This is a genomic window from Arsenophonus endosymbiont of Crataerina pallida (assembly GCF_964020125.1).
Classification (GTDB): Bacteria; Pseudomonadota; Gammaproteobacteria; order Enterobacterales; family Enterobacteriaceae; genus Arsenophonus; species Arsenophonus nilaparvatae.
On record NZ_OZ026540.1, the window covers coordinates 3,278,026 to 3,296,566 of the forward strand.

The window sequence follows — 18,541 nt, forward strand, 5'->3', positions numbered from 1 at the left end:
ATTCTGATGTAAAATTTTATCCTGATATTTAATTATTTTGCAGTCAACATTACTGTTTATATTCTGTTTGTATTGGTGATAGTATTGTTATACAGAGGCTGCGGTAAACAACAAGGACGTTTTTTATGAAAGATAAAATGACTGCTGTAATGATGCTGGCTGCTACAGTGATTGCCGGTGGTGCACAAGCCAATGATATAAATATGTGGCGTGAACCAGCACCGGTTGTTAAAGAAGGCAAATTTTTCTCCGTTATTCAGATCGAGGAACCTTGCAAAAGGCAGTTAAAAATAGCAATAACGAGTTTCTTTTTTCAGAAAAAGGTGCAGGCGTTAAGCCGCTAGTACTCATCGGATCACCAGTGGAGATTTTCGAATATTTGGAAAAAAATCAAACCCGCGGTATCGAAAACCATCTACAGGAAACCCCTGAAATATATATGGGCATCACAAAGTACGTACCACATAAACGTTTTAATGGACTTTTTCCGATACAGGATTTTTTAGTTAAAACACTTGAGCAGGTGCTTAAATTTGTACCTACCGGAACAGTTATTACGGACGCAGCTGGTATTCCTGCGGATCTTAAAGAACTTTATCGCGTTACCAATTCGTTTAAAAGTAAAGAAAAATCCAGTGGTGATTTACTCTACGTAAAATTTAGTTATCTTCCAGAAGATGGAATGCAAAAAATTGGTACCCGTTCGGTTAGCTTTGGTCGTATATTACAATTGATGCAGAATAAAAATTAACGATCGAGTCTATCAGAATAGGATAGGTGTATATTAAATATAAACACACGCAGAATGTCACTGACAGATAAAATATTAGGTAATATTGTAGGGAAGTAATAGACAAGCTACTAGATACATGTAAAAAGGCGCTTACCTCACAGGTAAATGCCTTTTTATTTTAACAGGTAACAATCAGAATAAATTTACTATTACCTTTCTATCTTTCAACAACTTTTCATATAGTTAATTGCCAAACTTTAAATTGGCTACATAACAAAAGTTTCAGCTAGATTTTTACATCACGCGAATGTGGCTTATTCTAAGCTTCCATTACTAACCGAAGTTTTTTCATGGCATTTTTTTCTAATTGACGAACACGTTCAGCGGATACACTATATTTATCGGCTAAATCCTGTAAAGTGGTTTTGTTTTCTTCATCAAGCCAACGCGCTCGAATAATATCCTGACTACGCTCATCTAAGGTGGATAATGCCTGCGTTAATTTATCAGTAGCATGGTTTTCCCAATTATCTTCCTCAATGCTATCGGCAAAATCAGAAGATTTATCCTGTAGATATAAAACCGGGGCAATAGTGGTATTTTCACCATTATCATCATCGTCATTCATGTCGAATGCCATGTCTTGTGCAGCCATTCGCGATTCCATCTCACGAACATCCTTGCTGGTTACGCCTAGCTCCTTGGCAACCATATCGACTTCATTTTGATTAAACCAGCCGATACGTTTCTTATTCTTACGCAAATTGAAAAAAAGCTTACGTTGAGCTTTAGTGGTGGCAACTTTAACTATCCGCCAATTACGCAATACATATTCATGAATTTCAGCTTTTATCCAATGAACAGCAAATGAAACTAAACGTACACCAACTTCAGGATTAAAACGACGCACAGCTTTCATTAGACCGATATTACCTTCTTGGATCAGATCCGCTTGCGGCAATCCATAACCTGAATAATTACGCGCGATATGAATAACAAAACGTAAATGAGAGAGTATAAGCTGTTTAGCCGCATTTAAATCACCATGATAATGCAGCCGTTTTGCATATTCTTGTTCTTCCTCTGCGGTTAGCATTGGATAAGCATTAGCTGATCGCACATAAGCTTCAATGCTACCTTGTGGAATTAATGCTAATGATTGCATATCTTTGGTCATTGATATCCTCTTTGAATTCAACAAACTAAGAGTTAGTTCTAAATAAAAAATTTATATTTGAGCAGATTCCATTGCTCAGCGATTAATCTGATATCGAGTAGTTTACCACTGCTTGGTATCGAAGAAAATTGCCTTGATTTAATTACATTGAACTTTTAACTTCGACAAAATGTCAGCATAAAAGTTCAATATTGATCACCCGTGTCACTTTTCCTGCTGATAATGATCATTCTGGCGTGAAACGTCTTAAATGTTGAGCTGTAGCCAGCCAAGCCGCTAACCAGCCAATCATTGCGACAATCAGTATAACTAATAGCACCTCATCCCATAAAAAACCTTGAATATGAAATGTAGTACCAAATACACCCGCTACCTGTGTAACGATACCGGTCAGTTGCCATACCAATAATGCAGAAAGTATTAATGAGAGTAAAGCACCAAAGAATCCCAGTATAATACCACTATTTAAAAAAGGACGCATAATAAAACCATCTGTCGCCCCAATCAACTTCATGACATTAATCGTATCCCTACGGGCAAAAATATTTAGTCTTATACTATTGCCTATCACTAAAAATACCGCCATAACCATTAAAATACCAATCACCATGGCAATTTGTCCAATCAGCCCGGTTAATGCTGCTAAACGGGTAAACCAGCTATCATCCATGCGAACATCTTCAATTCCAGCTAATTGACCTACTTTATTACGCAGGTTTATCAATGATTGTGAATTTTGAAAATCAATTTTAGGCGTGATAATGGCTACTGCTGGTAAAGGGTTTTCTTCCAACAGATCTAACGCTGTGCCGAATCCTGACCAATTGCGAAACTCAATCATGGCTTCTTCCCGCGACAGGTAATTAACACTCTTAACACCATCTAATTGCTTAAGTCCAGCGACTGTCTGTTCAGCGCCTTTTTCATCTAATGATTTATCCAAATAAATGGTTAATTGGGGTGCGGGATACCATTGTTGCGCGGCTTGTGAAACATTTTTCCAAACAATATAACAAAGACTGGGCAGCGTTATCGAGATAGCAATAACAGCCACCGTTAAAAGCGTGGCTAAAGGCTGGCGTAACATATCAGCTAATGTATTTAACCAAGCATAGCGCCATTGCTCTCGCCACCCTCCTTTCAATGCCTTGGCTTTGGCTATTTTATGGATAGGTTTTTTAGCCATTCTGACCTCCTACCATTCTTCCCTCGCTTAATGTCAAAATAGAATAATGACGACGCTCAATAAGCTCAAGATCATGAGTGGCTACCAAAACTGTTACCCCAACTCGATTGAATTCTTCAAACAATCGCATAATACCTTCAGATAATTCATCATCCAAATTACCCGTTGGCTCATCTGCTAGCAATACACTAGGCTTATTAACAATTGCGCGAGCTATACCTACCCGCTGCTGTTCCCCACCTGATAATTGAATTGGATAACTTTTCGCTCTATTAAGTAAACCCACCTTATCTAAAGCAGCAGAAACCCGACGACGAATATCCTCAGAGCTGGCACCGGCAATAATCAGCGGCATAGAGACATTGTCATATACGTTTCTATCAAACAACAAATGATGATCTTGAAAGATCATACCTATCTGCCGACGTAAAAAAGGGACTTCCCGTTTTTTTAAGCGACTAATGTGATGACCACCAAACCAAATATGGCCAGTACTGGGGCGTTCAATACCACATATTAACTTTAATAAAGTACTTTTCCCCGCCCCCGAATGGCCAGTAAGAAATGCCATTTCTCCAGGATGAAGATGAAAATCAACGCCCTGAAGTGCTTGCTTGCCACTACGATAAGCTTTACTAACATGTTCAAAGCGAATCATTGATATTAATCCTCTCGGACAAAAAGCGCCTCGATGAAATCATTAGCTACAAATGGCCGGAGATCATCAATGCCTTCACCAATCCCTATATAGCGAATCGGGATCTTAAACTGATCGGCAATAGCAAAAATCACGCCACCTTTAGCTGTACCATCAAGTTTAGTTAAAATAATGCCAGTTAACCCCACTGCCTCATGAAAAATTTTAGCCTGATTAATTGCATTTTGACCAGTACTTGCATCTAATGTTAGCATCACTTCATGAGGCGCTTGTTGATCAAGTTTTTGCATAACTCGGACAATTTTTTTCAACTCTTCCATCAAATGCGCTTTGTTTTGCAATCGTCCGGCAGTATCAGCAATCAATATGTCGACTCCCTTCGCTTTCGCCGACTGAATGGCATCAAATATCACTGAAGCAGGATCTGCGCCAGTATGCTGAGCAACAACCGGGATATTGTTACGCTCTCCCCAAACTTGTAATTGTTCAACCGCTGCTGCCCTAAATGTATCGCCAGCCGCTAGCATTACTGATTTACCTTCTGCCTGATATTGGCGGGCTAACTTACCAATTGTTGTGGTTTTACCGACCCCATTAACCCCAACCATCAATATTACATAAGGTAGCTTATTTTCTATAACCAATGGCTTATCAACATCAAATAAGATATTGGCCATCTCTTCGCGTAATTTGCTATAAAGCATCGCAGCATCATTCAACTCTTTACGATTAGCATGGGTAGTTAGGCTATCTATAATCTTTCGTGTTGTTTCTAGCCCCACATCAGCAACTAAAAGTTGTTCTTCTAACTCATCAAATAGCTCATCATCAATTTTTTTACCACGAAAAAAACTAACAAAACCGACTCCCATATTCTGCCGCGTTTTTAATAAACCTTGCCTTAACCGTGCAAAGAAATTCTCTTTTGCCGGTTTTTTTGGCTGTTGTATCGGCGGTACTTTTTTCTGTTCATCTATGTCTTGCAAAGTGGTTATCTGCTGACTAGGTGTAACAATTTTTGCGGCTTTCATGTCTGCTGTTTGGCATTGATCGTTTTTTTCTTCCGCTACTTGAGGTTGCACCTTTTCTACTTTTGCAGACTGCTGTGATGTTGCTATTACATCCGTCACCCCTTCAGAACTGTCTTCTACTTTCGGTTCGGATTGTTGCTCTGTCTCTCTTTTTTGCACTTCATTTTCAGATCCTAACCCTAGCCAGGAAAAAAAACTTTTTTTTCTCTTTTTAGCCATCTGCCATTACACTCCTAGCGGTAAAAATATGGTGTTACCAATGTAAATAATAAAAATAGGATGGCAGTGTATCACTTGATTTGATTGCAACACATATCTGACACCCATTTCATGTTAAATTAGCGATAATTTTCATGTTGTACATGCTGTCGATAAACATTGGTATTATTATCATCTATATTAACAAACTGTAATGACTAAACTATGTAAATTATGGCAAGAAAAATACAATCTGCATCACGTGGCCAAATTCGTATTATTGGTGGTAAATGGCGAGGTCGTAAACTACCTGTCTTTGATAGTGAGGGCTTACGCCCCACAACAGATAGGATCAGAGAAACTTTATTTAATTGGTTAATGCCTGTTATTCAGGAGGCTCGCTGCCTTGATTGTTTTGCTGGTAGTGGCGCTTTAGCTATTGAAGCACTTTCTCGCTATGCCGCTTCAGCTACCCTAATTGAATTAGAGCGCTCCGTCGCAACACAACTTGTGGCCAATCTAGCTAAATTAGAGGCAAAAAATGTACAAGTGATTAATAGCGATACATTGAACTATCTGGCACAGAACGGCACAGCCTATGATGTCATTTTTCTTGATCCGCCTTTTCGTAAAGATCTATTGCAACAAACAGCCTTGCTACTAGAACAAAATGGTTGGTTAAGCGAAAATTGTTGGATCTATGTTGAGGCAGAGGCAGAAGCTAATTTAGCCTTGTTACCTAAAAATTGGCAGCTTCATCGTAAAAAAGTTACTGGGCAAGTCGCTTACTGTCTTTATATTCGTAATCAATAATTAGTTGGAAAATATCATGTTAATAAATGCTGGAAAATTATTAATGGTTTTTGTTTGGGGATTCATGATGTTTAATTTAATCCATCCATTTCCAAAACCATTAAAATATTTTATAGATGTAGCAATGATATTTATGATTTTCATGCATGCCATGCAAGCCATTTTTTTGCACGCCGCTTTTGCAAAAACAGAAAAGCATCCTCGTTGGCTGCAAATAAAAATCTTTCTATTTGGCGTTTTTGAACTTTTAGCCTGGCAGAAAAGACAAAAAACTGACTAACTATAAAAAAAATCGCAAGTAATTACAAAGGCAATGCATTATTGGCTGATAAATTTAGCTATTTTGCATTGGCTTTGCTTTGAAAGCGAACAAACCTTGTTCCCTGCATATAAAGCGTACCTCTATCCCCTTTTTTAATCGCATTATATTCCTTCTCCTTTTTTAGGAAAATCTTTATTACCTCACTAGCCGATAGCCGCTGAAAATAAATTTCATAACGAAAAGTTTCCGGAGTAACAACCTCTCGTTGACGAGAACGCATATTAGGATAGGGATAATCTTTCTTATCAATGACCTCAACTTGATAACTGATAATCGGAGAATTATCATTAATGACATCTTGTCGACGTTGATCAAAAAAACGTTTCGTCGCTAACATAATAATGATAATAATAGTAATAACGAATATAACCGATTTATTCACAATATTTTCCAAGCTTTCATTATTCATATATTTAGTAACTATTATTGTCTATCCTCTAATAGGATCAATAATTTCTAATTAACCTTTTTAGTTAGTGGGGAAACCATGATCAGTTGGCCATTTCTTGCTGTGTTATTTTCTAGTTGGCTTTATATTGATGCTGCCTATCGCGGTCCACAATGGCAATGCTGGCTGTTTCGCCCAGTTACGCTATTATTGTTAGTATTTTGGGCTTGGAGTGCCGATTTTACTGATGCTGCCGGCTATCTGATCATGGCGGGTCTGTTGGTGATGCTAATTGCTGACAGCTGGCAAATGCTTTCCAAGGAACGTTTATTGCCGACTATTTTCTTGTTGTCTCTAAGCTACCTACTTTATACCATCAGTTTTGCTATGCAGATGAATTTCACTTTCTACTTGCCATTACTGACTATCCTACTAATACTTAGTGTCATGGTATTAATTATAATCTGGGCACCTCTTGGTTCACTACGCGCACCGGCCATTTTTCTACTAACAATGTCATTCATTATGGCTTGGATAGCGGGTGAACAATATTTCGGTCTAGCAAGAGAACATAATTTTTCCATTATGATAGGTGCATTTTTACTTTTTATTGCCAACAGTATTTGGCTTATCGCCAACTTTCGTTACCCATTTAAAGCTTCTAAAGCAACAATTACCGCTTGCTATTTTATTGGTCAATTTTTCATTGTACGTTCGCTTTACTTATAAGTTGGATTGATAACCATTTTTCAGCTAAATAGCATTTTTTGTCAAAAAATCCCCTCTTTTATGTTTGACTTTAGAGTTAACTCTAAAGTGTAAAGTAAATCACAGAAACGAAATTTTAAGTGAGTGAATTAAAAAGGGGATACTATGTGCGCGCATACCCATCAACAACATAAGCATACTGCAAAATGTTGCACAACCAATAGCCACAGCAGCGATAAAAAGAAAGTTAGTGGTCACAAACATAGCAAAAAAACCGTATCGCTATCAGCAAAAAATAGCGCTGATGATGAACATCATCCTGCGAAGAGTAACACTAAACTTATTGATCAGCAGGCATGCAGTGATACCAATCAATATAATTGTGTAAGTGAACATTCACTTATGCCTGAGGAAAGTAATGCCGTTATTTCAAGAGGAAAGCACCGCTTTCATTGGATTGTAAGCGGTATGGACTGCGCAAGCTGCGCGCGTAAAATTGAAATAGCCGTTAGCAAGGTCAAGCATGTCAAACAAGTAAAGGTACTGTTTACAACCGAAAAATTAATTGTCGATGCTGATGATGATGTTCGTGATGATGTAATCAAAGCTGTGCAACAAGCGGGCTTCAAATTATATAACCTCAATGCCGCCGAATCAGCCACAAAAAAGAGGCAAAATAATCCATTTAGTGAATCTAAACCTATCATTATTTTAATATTTTTTATGTTAATCAGTTGGGGAATTTCCTTCATTGATGTAAAAGTAGAACAAATTGCTTTTATTTTAACAACATTATATGGACTCTACCCGATTACAGTTAGAGCAATACAACTGATACGCTCAGGTACCTTTTTTGCAATAGAAACATTGATGAGTGTTGCGGCAATAGGCGCATTATTCATTAATGCCAGCGAAGAAGCCGCGATGGTACTGTTGTTGTTTATGATAGGAGAAAGATTAGAGTCATATGCCGCTGGACGCGCACGCCGAGGCATCAGTAGTTTAATGGCCCTTATTCCTGAACAAGCGGTACTCATTAAAAATGGTGTAAAAACCACTGTCCCTGTCTCGACACTGCAACCAGGCGACATCATTGAAATCCTTCCTGGTGGCCGTTTACCCACTGATGCTGGATTAGTGAATGAATTTGCCAGTTTTGATGAAAGTGCATTAACCGGTGAATCAATACCTGTTGAACGAAAAACGGGGGAAAAAGTATCAGCCGGCGCACTTTCTATCGATCGCGCTATACAAATGAAAGTAATATCTGAACAAGGGCAAAATGCGATCGATCGCATAATGATATTAATTGAAGAAGCTGAAGAGCGCCGCGCCCCAATTGAACGATTTATTGATCGTTTTAGCCAAATTTACACGCCCCTTATTATGTTAGTCGCAACATTGGTTATTATTATTCCACCACTATTTTTTGCTCAATCATGGGACATATGGATCTATCGTGGTCTAACCTTGCTGTTAATAGGCTGTCCTTGCGCTTTAGTGATCTCTACTCCAGCGGCAATTACTTCTGCTCTGGCAGCAGCAACCCGTCGAGGAGCCTTGATTAAAGGTGGCGCAGCCTTAGAGCAATTAAGTTCTGTCACCCAAGTTGCCCTGGATAAAACAGGTACACTTACCGAAGGGAAACCACAAGTTACTGACATCATAACCGCTGAAACAGTGACCGAGGAAAAACTATTGCAATTTACCGCTTCAGTCGAAAGCGGATCACACCATCCTTTAGCAAAAGCAATTTTGGCTAAGGCTCAAGCGCTAGAAATAAATGTTGAACCCGCCCAGAATCATAAAGCATTGGCTGGTATTGGGGTGGAAGGTTATTTGGCAGATAAATATATTCTGGTGTCAGCACCGAATAAAATCTCTGACGATATATTAACCATACAATGGCAGCAAACTGTAAAAACACTTGAAAATCAAGGTAAAACTGTTGTTGTGGTACTAGTCGATAACAAGCTACTTGGCGTTATTGCTATGCAAGATACATTACGCTCAGATGCCATTGATGCAGTTAATAAACTGCAAAAACTGGGTATTAAAACCGTCATGTTAACGGGTGATAACCCACTGGCAGCTGAATCAATTGCGCAAAAAGTTGGTTTAGATTATCGGGCAGGGCTGTTACCTGAAGACAAAGTCAATGCCATTATAGCACTCAGTAAAACCAACCATACACTGATGGTTGGCGATGGTATCAATGATGCTCCCGCAATGAAGGCCGCAAATGTTGGCATCGCCATGGGTAATGGAACGGATGTCGCTCTTGAAACCGCTGATGCGGCATTGACTCATAACCGGCTAACTGGATTAGCCGAGATCATTATGTTATCACGAGCAACCAGAGCCAATATTCGTCAAAACATTACTATCGCTTTAGGACTAAAAGCTATCTTCCTGGTGACCAGTTTATTAGGCATAACCGGCTTATGGATGGCTATTTTAGCAGATTCCGGTGCCACTGCATTAGTGACCGCAAATGCGCTCCGTTTATTGAAGGATCGCCACCCAGAATAAATACTTTGTTAAATATTATTTATATATTTGAAAAAAGAGAGACATGATTCAATAATCTCTCTTTTTTCAATATACTTTTTGTTTAACACCGTTTCGCTTTTAGTATTAATTAACTTTCTTGCGGATCAAATAACGGTAGGGAGGTTGCTGAATCTCTTCAGCAAGCAATTGATGTTCCATAAAACGGCAAAAAGCAGGAATATCACGGATTGTAGCCGGATCATCCGCAATAATTAATAACGTTTCATCTTCAACCATCTGACGAACCATTTTTCTTATCATCATCATTGGCTCAGGACAACGTAATCCTTGTGTATCAAGGGTTCGGTTAGGGTTAGTAAAAATATCTGGCATTGGTATTTAGTTTTAAAGCCTATTCAATAGGTTGGAATTATATTACAAATCAAATAAATTCTCCCGCCATTTATTAAATAAAAATAGATAAGAAAACTTTATTATTCATTTTGCTTTTATCTTATCTCAGGCGTATGATGCACCGCGTAAATTAAATTATCATGGGTTCCCTCACCCCATTTAACCAAAAAGGTATAATATGTTCGAATTTACGTCACAACAGCGTATCAAAGCACTCATTTGGCTTTCCTTTTTTCATATATTGATTATTACCTCCAGTAATTATCTGGTACAACTGCCAATTACCATTTTTAGCTTTCATACCACATGGGGAGCATTCACTTTCCCTTTTATTTTTTTAACAACGGATCTAACTGTACGTATTTATGGTGCTCCTCTCGCTCGACGGATTATTGCTGCAACTATGCTGCCGGCTCTTTCTGTCTCCTACATTCTTTCGGCGCTTTTTTACCAAGGACAATGGCAAGGGTTTATCACACTAAATGAATTTAATCTATTTGTTGCCCGTATTGCGCTAGCAAGCTTTATGGCTTACGCTTTAGGTCAGATTATGGATATTTTCGTGTTCAATAAATTACGTAATTATCGTCGTTGATGGATTGCGCCGACTGCGGCAATGTTTTTCGGTAATCTACTGGATACGATTGCTTTCTTTTTCATTGCATTTTATCACAGCACTGATCCTTTTATGGCGGCCAATTGGGTAGAAATTGCTTTAGTCGATTATAGCTTTAAGTTATTTATTTGTATGTTATTTTTCCTCCCTGCTTATGGATTGATGTTGAACTTCATTCTAAGTTACTTTTTCCAAGGTCAACACCAAAAGAATGGTTATCTAGCTGCAGATAATAATTAAGTTGAATCAAGACAAAATTTGCCTAATTGAATATCTGTTTAGCGACAAAACCATCTATTGAGTGGAAAGTGACGATATCCACTCAGTGGAATACCTTGTAACCAACAGAATGCGCAGCAATAATTCCGTTATAGGTGAATTGTTGACCTTAATCTAATGTCTGATAGCGACTTAATAAGTAGTCATCGAACACAATATAAGCCACTCTTAATCAATAATCTTTATTAAGAAACAAAAACGAGCATTCATGGTGACTTTTTGTAGCAGAACTAACAAATTTATGACAAAGCTCACAATTATACTTGAATAATTAAAAAATTATTTCTATCGCCGATATATATTTTGTCTGTTTACTCACAAATTTATAACATTTTCGCATTCGTATGCAGACATATGCATTAAAATGAGTTATCTTAGCGCGCGATTAAGAAAAAAGACCTAATAATAACGTCTCACATTTTCGTTTTAGCAATTGCTTATTACTTGATAGCAAAAATTTAAATGCTATCGGAGGGGAATTATGTTAAGTATTTTTAAGCCAGCACCACATAATAAAAGAGTTCCGGCAGATCAAATTGATCCGCTTTATCGTCGCCTACGTTGGCAAATTTTCTTCGGTATCTTTTTTGGTTATGCCGCTTACTACCTCGTTAGAAAGAATTTTGCATTAGCGATGCCCTATTTAATTGAGCAGGGTTTTTCTAAAGGTGATCTTGGTTTTGCTTTATCAGGTATCTCAATTGCGTATGGTATCTCAAAATTTATCATGGGCTCAGTCTCTGATCGTTCAAATCCGAGAGTATTTTTACCTGCCGGGCTAATTTTATCCGCCTCAGTAATGCTGATTATGGGCTTTGTGCCTTGGGCTACCTCAAGCATTATGATTATGTTTGTGCTGCTCTTCCTATGCGGGTGGTTTCAAGGTATGGGATGGCCTCCTTGTGGCCGAACAATGGTTCACTGGTGGTCACAAAAAGAACGGGGTGGCATCGTTTCAATTTGGAACTGCGCGCATAATGTTGGTGGTGGCATCCCGCCGTTGTTATTTATATTAGGCATGGCATGGTTCCACGACTGGAAAGCAGCACTATATATGCCTGCTTTTGCTGCCATTTTTGTTGCTATGATTGCCTTTGCTTTAATGCGTGATACGCCACAATCTTGTGGTTTACCACCGATTGAAGAATATAAAAATGACTACCCACCTGATTATACTGATAAAGACGAAAAAGAGCTGACTGCAAAGCAGATTTTTATGCAATATATTTTGCCTAATAAGCTACTTTGGATGATCGCTTTTGCTAACGTTTTCGTATACTTATTACGTTATGGTGTACTCGATTGGTCACCAACTTACTTACGTGAAGTTAAACACTTTGCTATGGATAAATCCTCATGGGCTTATTTCTTATATGAATATGCAGGTATTCCAGGCACGCTACTTTGCGGTTGGATGTCAGATAAAGTTTTCAAAGGAAACCGTGGCGCCACCGGCGTATTTTTCATGGCATTAGTCACCATTGCAACTATTGCCTTCTGGCTCAATCCGCCAGGTAATCCTCATATTGATATGGCTTGCATGCTAATTATTGGCTTCTTAATTTATGGCCCTGTTATGTTGATCGGTTTACATGCGCTTGAATTAGCACCCAAAAAAGCCGCAGGTACTGCTGCTGGTTTTACCGGTTTATTTGGCTACCTTGGTGGTTCGGTAGCAGCAAGTGCTATCGTGGGTTATACCGTTGACTATTTTGGCTGGAATGGCGGCTTTATGGTAATGATTGGCGGTAGTTTACTTTCTGTTATTTTATTATTTATCGTGATGCTGAGTGAAAGCAAGCATAAACGCGAAATGGCAGAACAACATAGCTAATTTATGTCATAAATCAGTTATCTTTAATTAATAAGCTTGGCAAAAAGGGGAACTCATTTTATCACTGATTTCCCCGCTCATAATAAAGAGAATTATACTAATGAATATAAAATTAAATAGCTTGGTTGCTAGTATGTTATTAGTTATGTCAATGTCAACAATGGCACAATCTAACGCAAAAGTCGTTATTGCTCACCGCGGGGCAAGTAGTTATCTACCAGAACATACATTACCCGCCAAAGCAATGGCTTATGCGCAAGGTGCCGATTTCCTTGAACAAGATCTGGTAATGACAAAAGATAATGAACTGATTGTATTACATGATCATTACCTAGATAGCGTTACAGACGTTGCGGATCGCTTCCCTGGCCGCGCTCGCAAAGATGGTCGCTTCTATGCCATTGATTTTACCTTACCCGAAATTCGATCACTCAAATTTACTGAAGCCTTTGAAATTAAAGATGGTAAAAAAGTTCAAACCTATCCTAATCGTTTCCCGATGGGAAAATCCAGCTTCCATATTCATACTTTTCAAGAAGAAATTGAATTTGTCCAAGGTTTGAATAAATCTACTGGCAAAAATATCGGCATTTACCCGGAAATTAAAGCACCTTGGTTTCACAAACAAGAAGGAAAGGATATTTCGACCAGAGTGTTAGAAGTTCTGAAGCAATATGGCTACAGCAAGAAAAGCGACAATGTTTATCTTCAGTGCTTTGATGCGAATGAATTAAAACGCATTAAAAATGAACTTTTACCTAAATTAGGCATGGATTTAAAACTGGTTCAATTAATTGCTTACACTGACTGGCATGAAACTTATGAAGAGCAGCCTAACGGTACATGGACAAATTATAGCTATGATTGGATGTTTAAACCGGGAGCAATGAAAGAAGTTGCTAAGTATGCTGATGGCATTGGCCCAGATTACCACATGCTTATTAATGAAAGCTCCAAACCTGGTAAAATAAAACTTACTGCTATGGTTAAAGATGTGCACAAAAATAAGTTAGTCGTTCATCCTTATACCATTCGGATTGATAAGCTACCAAATTACGTGAAAAACGGTCAACAGCTGTTTGATATTATCTATAACAAAGCTAACGTCGATGGTGCCTTTACCGATTTCCCTGATCTCGGGGTAAAATTCTTGCAAAAACAGCATCAACATCAATAATAGCCAGCAATAAATTCAGCGGTAATAATTTACCGCTGATTACTATTAGTTTACTGATAATTAAGCTCGCTCTATAGAAAAAGAGATAACATCACTGATTTTTTCTGCATTCAGCGCCAACATGACTAAACGATCAATACCTAAAGCAACACCTGAACAATCAGGTATGACTTTATCTAGCGCAGCAAGCAGACATTCATCAATAGGCTGTTCTGGTAAACCCATTTTTTCGCGCATTTGATTATCATGCTCAAAACGTTCTCGCTGTTCTTGTGCATCAGTCAACTCACGAAAACCATTGGCCAACTCAATACCCTTAAAATAAACTTCAAAACGCTCAGCAACTCGGTGGTCTTCTTTACTAATTTCAGCTAATGCTGCCTGTGAAGCAGGAAAATGATAGATAACGGTAGGTTTATCTTTACCTAAATTTGGTTCAACTCCCATAGTAAACAAAAATTGTAATAACACATCTTTGTCTTCTTCTGTTTCGGCATTATTTAAACCCAACTTCACTGCTGCATCACGTAATTGTTTTTTTTCTGACTCCAGTGCTAATGGATCAATGTTTAGATAACGCTGAAAGGCCTGTTGATATGATATCCGCTCAGTGGGTTGGCAGTCCAAAATTTGTTGCAACAAATCATCTACTTCATCAATAAGTCGGTACATGTCATAATGAGGCCGATACCATTCAAGCATAGTAAATTCTGGATTATGATAACGTCCCTCTTCTTCATTACGAAAAGCTTTAATCATCTGATATATAGGCCCACTGCCGGCCGCTAGCAAGCGTTTCATATGATATTCAGGACTGGTTATCATATACAATTTGGTGCTGTCAGCAATTACCGGAGCAACAAATTGGGTTTCAAACGGTGAGAGATGAATATCTGTTACCGTGAATTTGCTTAATATAGGCGTCTCTACTTCCACTACCCCTCGATCGATGAAAAAACGTCTGATTTCAGCAATAATTTTGTCTCTTTTCAGTAAGTTATTGATAGACGCGCTCGGTTGCCAATTCACTATCTCACTCATTGTAAAAACTCCAAAAAAGAATAAAGCGCGCTAGTTTACTCGCCTGTAAACAAATAAACAAATTTTTCATATCGTTAATCTCATCACTCTGTTTTTTAACAAAAATAAACTAACCCTTAGTTAAATAGTAAGAGAACTTGAAAATATTAATTAGTTGAAATAAATAATTAACGTTAGTTATAAGTTGATATAACTACTTTCTATATGATCTCCAATTTAGCTGAATAAAGAAAATATTTCAACTCAAAATCATCAAACCATAAAAAATAAATTCAAATAATATCAATATGTTAAGAACATTTGGAAGTTATTTTCAGCTATAAAATTAATAAAAATAATCATTTTAATGGATTAGTGTAAATTTTTATTTATTAAAATTGCATTTATTTATAATATTTTTATTTTTATAATATTTTTATTTTTATAAAATTATTATAAATATGACTAAAATTACCTTATTGCTCATAAAAATATTATCAATGAATATATTTTTATTGATATAAAAAAACACCAAAATAGAATAATGTTATATATCAATAAATAAGCATATAATTACGCTATTTTTATTAAATAAAAATCATATTATTTATTAAATTGGCAACAAAAATTTGCTGCTGGTAATTATTTGAGATTTATTTAAAAATCATTATCAATACAATAAAAATAAAAACCAACCCAAAATCCACTAAGTTAATAAGATAACATATAAACTTAATTATACCCATTTTATGATCAAAAATAGCTAATTTTTAAACAAGTCTATTAACTCTCACTTTTTATAAGCAAAATCCTAGAAAACTTGTACCTGAATCAAATCTCTGTCGGTAACAATTTGTTATAAATTGCTAAATAATAATTTATTGTTAATTATTAATCATAATTAAATAACAATGCCATAACAACATGAAGTTTATTTTCAATTAGTAATGGAGAAGCATAGTGTGCAAACCTTTAATGCTGATTTAGTCATAATAGGAGCTGGTGGAGCTGGTTTGAGGGCAGCAATTGCTGCTACTGAAGCTAACCCCAATCTAAAAATTGCTTTGGTTTCAAAAGCCTATCCCATGCGCAGTCATACTGTCGCTGCAGAAGGTGGCGCAGCTGCAATTGCTCAATCCCATGATACCTATGATTATCACTTTAATGATACGGTTTCAGGGGGAGATTGGTTATGTGAACAAGATGTGGTTGAATATTTTGTGAAACATTGTCCAACCGAAATGACACAACTGGAATTATGGGGATGCCCATGGAGTCGTAAAAAAGATGGTACAGTGAATGTCCGTCGCTTTGGAGGAATGAAAATCGAGCGCACTTGGTTTGCTGCTGATAAAACAGGCTTCCATATGTTGCATACTCTATTTCAAACCTCTCTCAAATACCCACAAATCCAGCGATTTGATGAACATTTTGTGTTAGACATTCTGGTTGATGAAGGAAGAGTACATGGCCTAGTCGCTATCCATATGATGGAGGGCACTCATATTCAAATTAACGCAAAAGCCGTTATTATGGTCACCGGTGGAGCCGGCCGTGTTTACCGTTATAATACTAACGGCGGAATTGTTACCGGTGACGGTATGGGTATTGCATTACGGCATGGCATTCCATTACGTGATATGGAATTTGTCCAATACCATCCGACTGGCTTGCCAGGTTCTGGAATACTTATGACTGAAGGTTGTAGAGGTGAAGGCGGGATCCTCATCAACAAAGATGGCTATCGTTATCTACAAGATTATGGTTTAGGGCCTGAAACCCCTCTCGGTAAACCAGAAAATAAATATATGGAATTAGGCCCTCGAGACAAGGTTTCTCAAGCTTTTTGGCATGAGTGGCATGCAGGCCGCACAATAAAGTCATCACGCGGTGATGTCGTGCATCTTGACTTACGCCATTTGGGCGCAGAGAAACTACATGAACGCCTACCCTTTATTTGTGAATTAGCCAAAGCTTATGTCGGCGTCGATCCCGTTACTGATCCTATCCCTGTTCGCCCAACCGCACATTATACAATGGGGGGAATTGAAACGGATCAGAAATGTGAAACATCAATTAAAGGTCTGTTTGCTGTGGGCGAATGTTCGTCAGTTGGCTTACATGGTGCAAACCGCCTGGGTTCTAACTCTTTAGCAGAATTAGTCGTTTTTGAGCGATTAGCTGGCATTGAAGCGGCTAAATATGCCACTGAAGTCTCTCCAGCCAATAATAACGCCATTGAATTAAAATCGCTTGAAGTTGAAACCAATTTAACCAAACTGATCAACCAAAAAGGTAAAGAGAATTGGGCTAACATCCGTGATGAAATGGTGATAGCAATGGAGGAAGGTTGTGGCATCTATCGTACACCTGAATTAATGCAAAAAACCATGGATAAACTAGCTGAACTTAAAGAACGCTTTAAACATATTGAAATTACAGACCATAGCAGCGTCTTTAATACTCAACTGCTCTACACTATCGAATTAGGCTTTAGTCTAGATGTAGCGGAATGTATGGCTCATTCTGCTTTCTATCGCAAAGAATCGCGTGGTGCTCATCAGCGTCTGGATGAGGGTTGTACTGTCCGTGATGATGTTAATTTTCTAAAACATTCTCTTGCCTATTATAACTCACAAGGCGCCCCAAATATTGCTTATCGCGATGTGAAAATTACCAAATTAGCGCCAGCTAAGCGAGTTTATGGTGGTGAAGCAACAGCACAAGAGCAAGCAAAGAAGGAGCAGGTGAATGGCTAAGATGAAAAAACTGAAAATGGAGATCATGCGCTATAATCCTGAAACTGACGATGTCCCCTATTCTGTTACTTATGAAGTACCTTATGATGAACAGACCTCTTTACTAGATGCTCTCGGTTATGTTAAAGACCACTTAGCACCTGAGCTCTCATACCGTTGTTCTTGTCGTATGGCAATATGTGGCTCTTGCGGTATGATGGTTAACCAGGTGCCTAAATTAGCCTGCAAGACTTTTTTACGGGACTATACCGATGGCTTAAAAGTAGAAGCATTGGGCAATTTTCCTATTGAAAGAGATTTAGTGGTAGATATGACCCATTTTATTGAGAGTCTTGAAGCTATTAAACCCTATATTATTGGTAATAATCGTAAAGTTAGTGATGGTCCCAATAAACAAACACCTAGTCAAATGGCTAAATATCATCAATTCTCTGGCTGTATTAATTGTGGTCTGTGTTATGCAGCTTGCCCTCAATTTGGCCTTAATCCAGAATTTATTGGCCCTGCTGCAATCACACTGGCAGAACGTTATAACCTTGATAGCCGCGATAAAGGCAAAAAAGAGCGCATGCCATTATTAAATAGCGATAATGGTGTATGGAGCTGTACATTTGTCGGTTACTGCTCTGAAGTATGTCCTAAACATGTCGATCCTGCCGCTGCTATTCAGCAAGGAAAAGCCGCAAGCGCAGAAGATTTTATTATTGCTATGTTGAAACCAAGGTAAGGAAGAAA

At 37.9% G+C, this 18,541-nt stretch carries 15 protein-coding genes and 2 pseudogenes; 10 read left to right on the plus strand and 7 right to left on the minus strand.

Annotated features, from left to right (window positions below):
• Positions 1-137 precede the first annotated feature (137 nt).
• Positions 138-751 (plus strand): annotated as a pseudogene (locus tag AACL31_RS17420) (hypothetical protein).
• A gap of 301 nt (positions 752-1,052) precedes the next feature.
• Here the strand turns inward: AACL31_RS17420 and rpoH are convergent.
• From rpoH to ftsY, 4 genes are all read right to left on the minus strand, one after another.
• Positions 1,053-1,910, minus strand: coding sequence for an RNA polymerase sigma factor RpoH (gene rpoH, locus AACL31_RS17425; RefSeq protein ID WP_310509660.1), 858 nt, complete (start codon positions 1,908-1,910; stop codon positions 1,053-1,055).
• Positions 1,911-2,136: 226 nt separating this feature from the next.
• Positions 2,137-3,096, minus strand: coding sequence for a permease-like cell division protein FtsX (gene ftsX / locus AACL31_RS17430; RefSeq protein ID WP_310511878.1), 960 nt, complete (start codon positions 3,094-3,096; stop codon positions 2,137-2,139).
• Positions 3,089-3,754 carry a cell division ATP-binding protein FtsE gene (gene ftsE, locus AACL31_RS17435; protein ID WP_310511879.1) on the minus strand — a complete coding sequence of 222 codons (666 nt, stop codon included), beginning with the start codon at positions 3,752-3,754 and terminating at the stop codon, positions 3,089-3,091. Before ftsE ends, ftsX begins: the two co-directional genes overlap by 8 nt.
• A 5-nt stretch (positions 3,755-3,759) precedes the next feature.
• The gene (gene ftsY / locus AACL31_RS17440) at positions 3,760-5,004 is read right to left on the minus strand and encodes a signal recognition particle-docking protein FtsY (RefSeq protein ID WP_310511880.1); all 1,245 of its coding nucleotides are present in this window, start codon (positions 5,002-5,004) and stop codon (positions 3,760-3,762) included.
• 213 nt (positions 5,005-5,217) lie between these two features.
• Between ftsY and rsmD the strand changes: the two genes are divergently transcribed.
• Entirely contained in the window at positions 5,218-5,796 is a 579-nt protein-coding gene (gene rsmD / locus AACL31_RS17445) for a 16S rRNA (guanine(966)-N(2))-methyltransferase (protein WP_032115636.1), read from the plus strand.
• Positions 5,797-5,812: 16 nt separating this feature from the next.
• Positions 5,813-6,076 carry a DUF1145 family protein gene (locus tag AACL31_RS17450; RefSeq protein ID WP_310511881.1) on the plus strand — a complete coding sequence of 88 codons (264 nt, stop codon included), beginning with the start codon at positions 5,813-5,815 and terminating at the stop codon, positions 6,074-6,076.
• 58 nt (positions 6,077-6,134) lie between these two features.
• On the opposite strand, the gene AACL31_RS17455 is transcribed toward AACL31_RS17450, so the two are convergent.
• The gene (locus tag AACL31_RS17455; RefSeq protein WP_310511882.1) at positions 6,135-6,500 is read right to left on the minus strand and encodes a DUF2500 domain-containing protein; all 366 of its coding nucleotides are present in this window, start codon (positions 6,498-6,500) and stop codon (positions 6,135-6,137) included.
• Positions 6,501-6,605: 105 nt separating this feature from the next.
• Between AACL31_RS17455 and AACL31_RS17460 the strand changes: the two genes are divergently transcribed.
• Both AACL31_RS17460 and AACL31_RS17465 read left to right on the plus strand, forming a co-directional pair.
• On the plus strand, positions 6,606-7,235 hold the full coding sequence (locus AACL31_RS17460; protein WP_310511883.1) for a lysoplasmalogenase: 630 nt from the start codon (positions 6,606-6,608) through the stop codon (positions 7,233-7,235).
• 144 nt (positions 7,236-7,379) lie between these two features.
• Entirely contained in the window at positions 7,380-9,746 is a 2,367-nt protein-coding gene (locus AACL31_RS17465; protein WP_310511884.1) for a zinc/cadmium/mercury/lead-transporting ATPase, read from the plus strand.
• A gap of 105 nt (positions 9,747-9,851) precedes the next feature.
• Here AACL31_RS17465 and tusA read toward each other — a convergent pair whose 3' ends face one another.
• Positions 9,852-10,100 (minus strand): sulfurtransferase TusA, encoded by a 249-nt coding sequence (tusA, locus tag AACL31_RS17470; RefSeq protein ID WP_339053448.1) that lies wholly within the window; start codon positions 10,098-10,100, stop codon positions 9,852-9,854.
• A gap of 199 nt (positions 10,101-10,299) precedes the next feature.
• Between tusA and AACL31_RS17475 the strand changes: the two are divergent.
• From AACL31_RS17475 to glpQ, 3 genes and pseudogenes are all read left to right on the plus strand, one after another.
• A pseudogene (locus AACL31_RS17475) lies at positions 10,300-10,977 on the plus strand (7-cyano-7-deazaguanine/7-aminomethyl-7-deazaguanine transporter).
• A gap of 520 nt (positions 10,978-11,497) precedes the next feature.
• Positions 11,498-12,850 carry a glycerol-3-phosphate transporter gene (gene glpT, locus AACL31_RS17480; protein WP_310511885.1) on the plus strand — a complete coding sequence of 451 codons (1,353 nt, stop codon included), beginning with the start codon at positions 11,498-11,500 and terminating at the stop codon, positions 12,848-12,850.
• A 100-nt stretch (positions 12,851-12,950) separates the two neighbouring features.
• Positions 12,951-14,027 carry a glycerophosphodiester phosphodiesterase gene (glpQ, locus tag AACL31_RS17485; protein WP_310511886.1) on the plus strand — a complete coding sequence of 359 codons (1,077 nt, stop codon included), beginning with the start codon at positions 12,951-12,953 and terminating at the stop codon, positions 14,025-14,027.
• A 60-nt stretch (positions 14,028-14,087) separates the two neighbouring features.
• Here glpQ and epmA read toward each other — a convergent pair whose 3' ends face one another.
• Positions 14,088-15,068, minus strand: coding sequence for an elongation factor P--(R)-beta-lysine ligase (gene epmA / locus AACL31_RS17490; protein ID WP_310511887.1), 981 nt, complete (start codon positions 15,066-15,068; stop codon positions 14,088-14,090).
• Between the two features lie 941 nt (positions 15,069-16,009).
• On the opposite strand from epmA, the gene frdA reads away from it, so the two are divergent.
• Together frdA and AACL31_RS17500 are read left to right on the plus strand one after the other, a co-directional pair.
• Positions 16,010-17,806: a fumarate reductase (quinol) flavoprotein subunit gene (frdA, locus tag AACL31_RS17495; protein WP_310511888.1), complete on the plus strand. Its 1,797-nt coding sequence runs from the start codon at positions 16,010-16,012 to the stop codon at positions 17,804-17,806.
• Positions 17,799-18,533, plus strand: coding sequence for a succinate dehydrogenase/fumarate reductase iron-sulfur subunit (locus tag AACL31_RS17500; protein WP_310511889.1), 735 nt, complete (start codon positions 17,799-17,801; stop codon positions 18,531-18,533). The genes frdA and AACL31_RS17500 overlap by 8 nt, the downstream gene beginning before the upstream one ends.
• Positions 18,534-18,541 lie beyond the last annotated feature (8 nt).

Bases quoted from the DNA above. Each gene is read 5' to 3' on its own strand.
- ftsE (WP_310511879.1), bottom strand. From the start codon at position 3,754: ATGATTCGCTTTGAACATGTTAGTAAAGCTTATCGTAGTGGCAAGCAA.
- AACL31_RS17450 (WP_310511881.1), top strand. From the start codon at position 5,813: ATGTTAATAAATGCTGGAAAATTATTAATGGTTTTTGTTTGGGGATTC.
- rpoH (WP_310509660.1), bottom strand. From the start codon at position 1,910: ATGACCAAAGATATGCAATCATTAGCATTAATTCCACAAGGTAGCATT.
- tusA (WP_339053448.1), bottom strand. From the start codon at position 10,100: ATGCCAGATATTTTTACTAACCCTAACCGAACCCTTGATACACAAGGA.
- ftsY (WP_310511880.1), bottom strand. From the start codon at position 5,004: ATGGCTAAAAAGAGAAAAAAAAGTTTTTTTTCCTGGCTAGGGTTAGGA.
- AACL31_RS17465 (WP_310511884.1), top strand. From the start codon at position 7,380: ATGTGCGCGCATACCCATCAACAACATAAGCATACTGCAAAATGTTGC.
- glpT (WP_310511885.1), top strand. From the start codon at position 11,498: ATGTTAAGTATTTTTAAGCCAGCACCACATAATAAAAGAGTTCCGGCA.
- AACL31_RS17500 (WP_310511889.1), top strand. From the start codon at position 17,799: ATGGCTAAGATGAAAAAACTGAAAATGGAGATCATGCGCTATAATCCT.
- ftsX (WP_310511878.1), bottom strand. From the start codon at position 3,096: ATGGCTAAAAAACCTATCCATAAAATAGCCAAAGCCAAGGCATTGAAA.
- rsmD (WP_032115636.1), top strand. From the start codon at position 5,218: ATGGCAAGAAAAATACAATCTGCATCACGTGGCCAAATTCGTATTATT.
- AACL31_RS17460 (WP_310511883.1), top strand. From the start codon at position 6,606: ATGATCAGTTGGCCATTTCTTGCTGTGTTATTTTCTAGTTGGCTTTAT.
- epmA (WP_310511887.1), bottom strand. From the start codon at position 15,068: ATGAGTGAGATAGTGAATTGGCAACCGAGCGCGTCTATCAATAACTTA.
- glpQ (WP_310511886.1), top strand. From the start codon at position 12,951: ATGAATATAAAATTAAATAGCTTGGTTGCTAGTATGTTATTAGTTATG.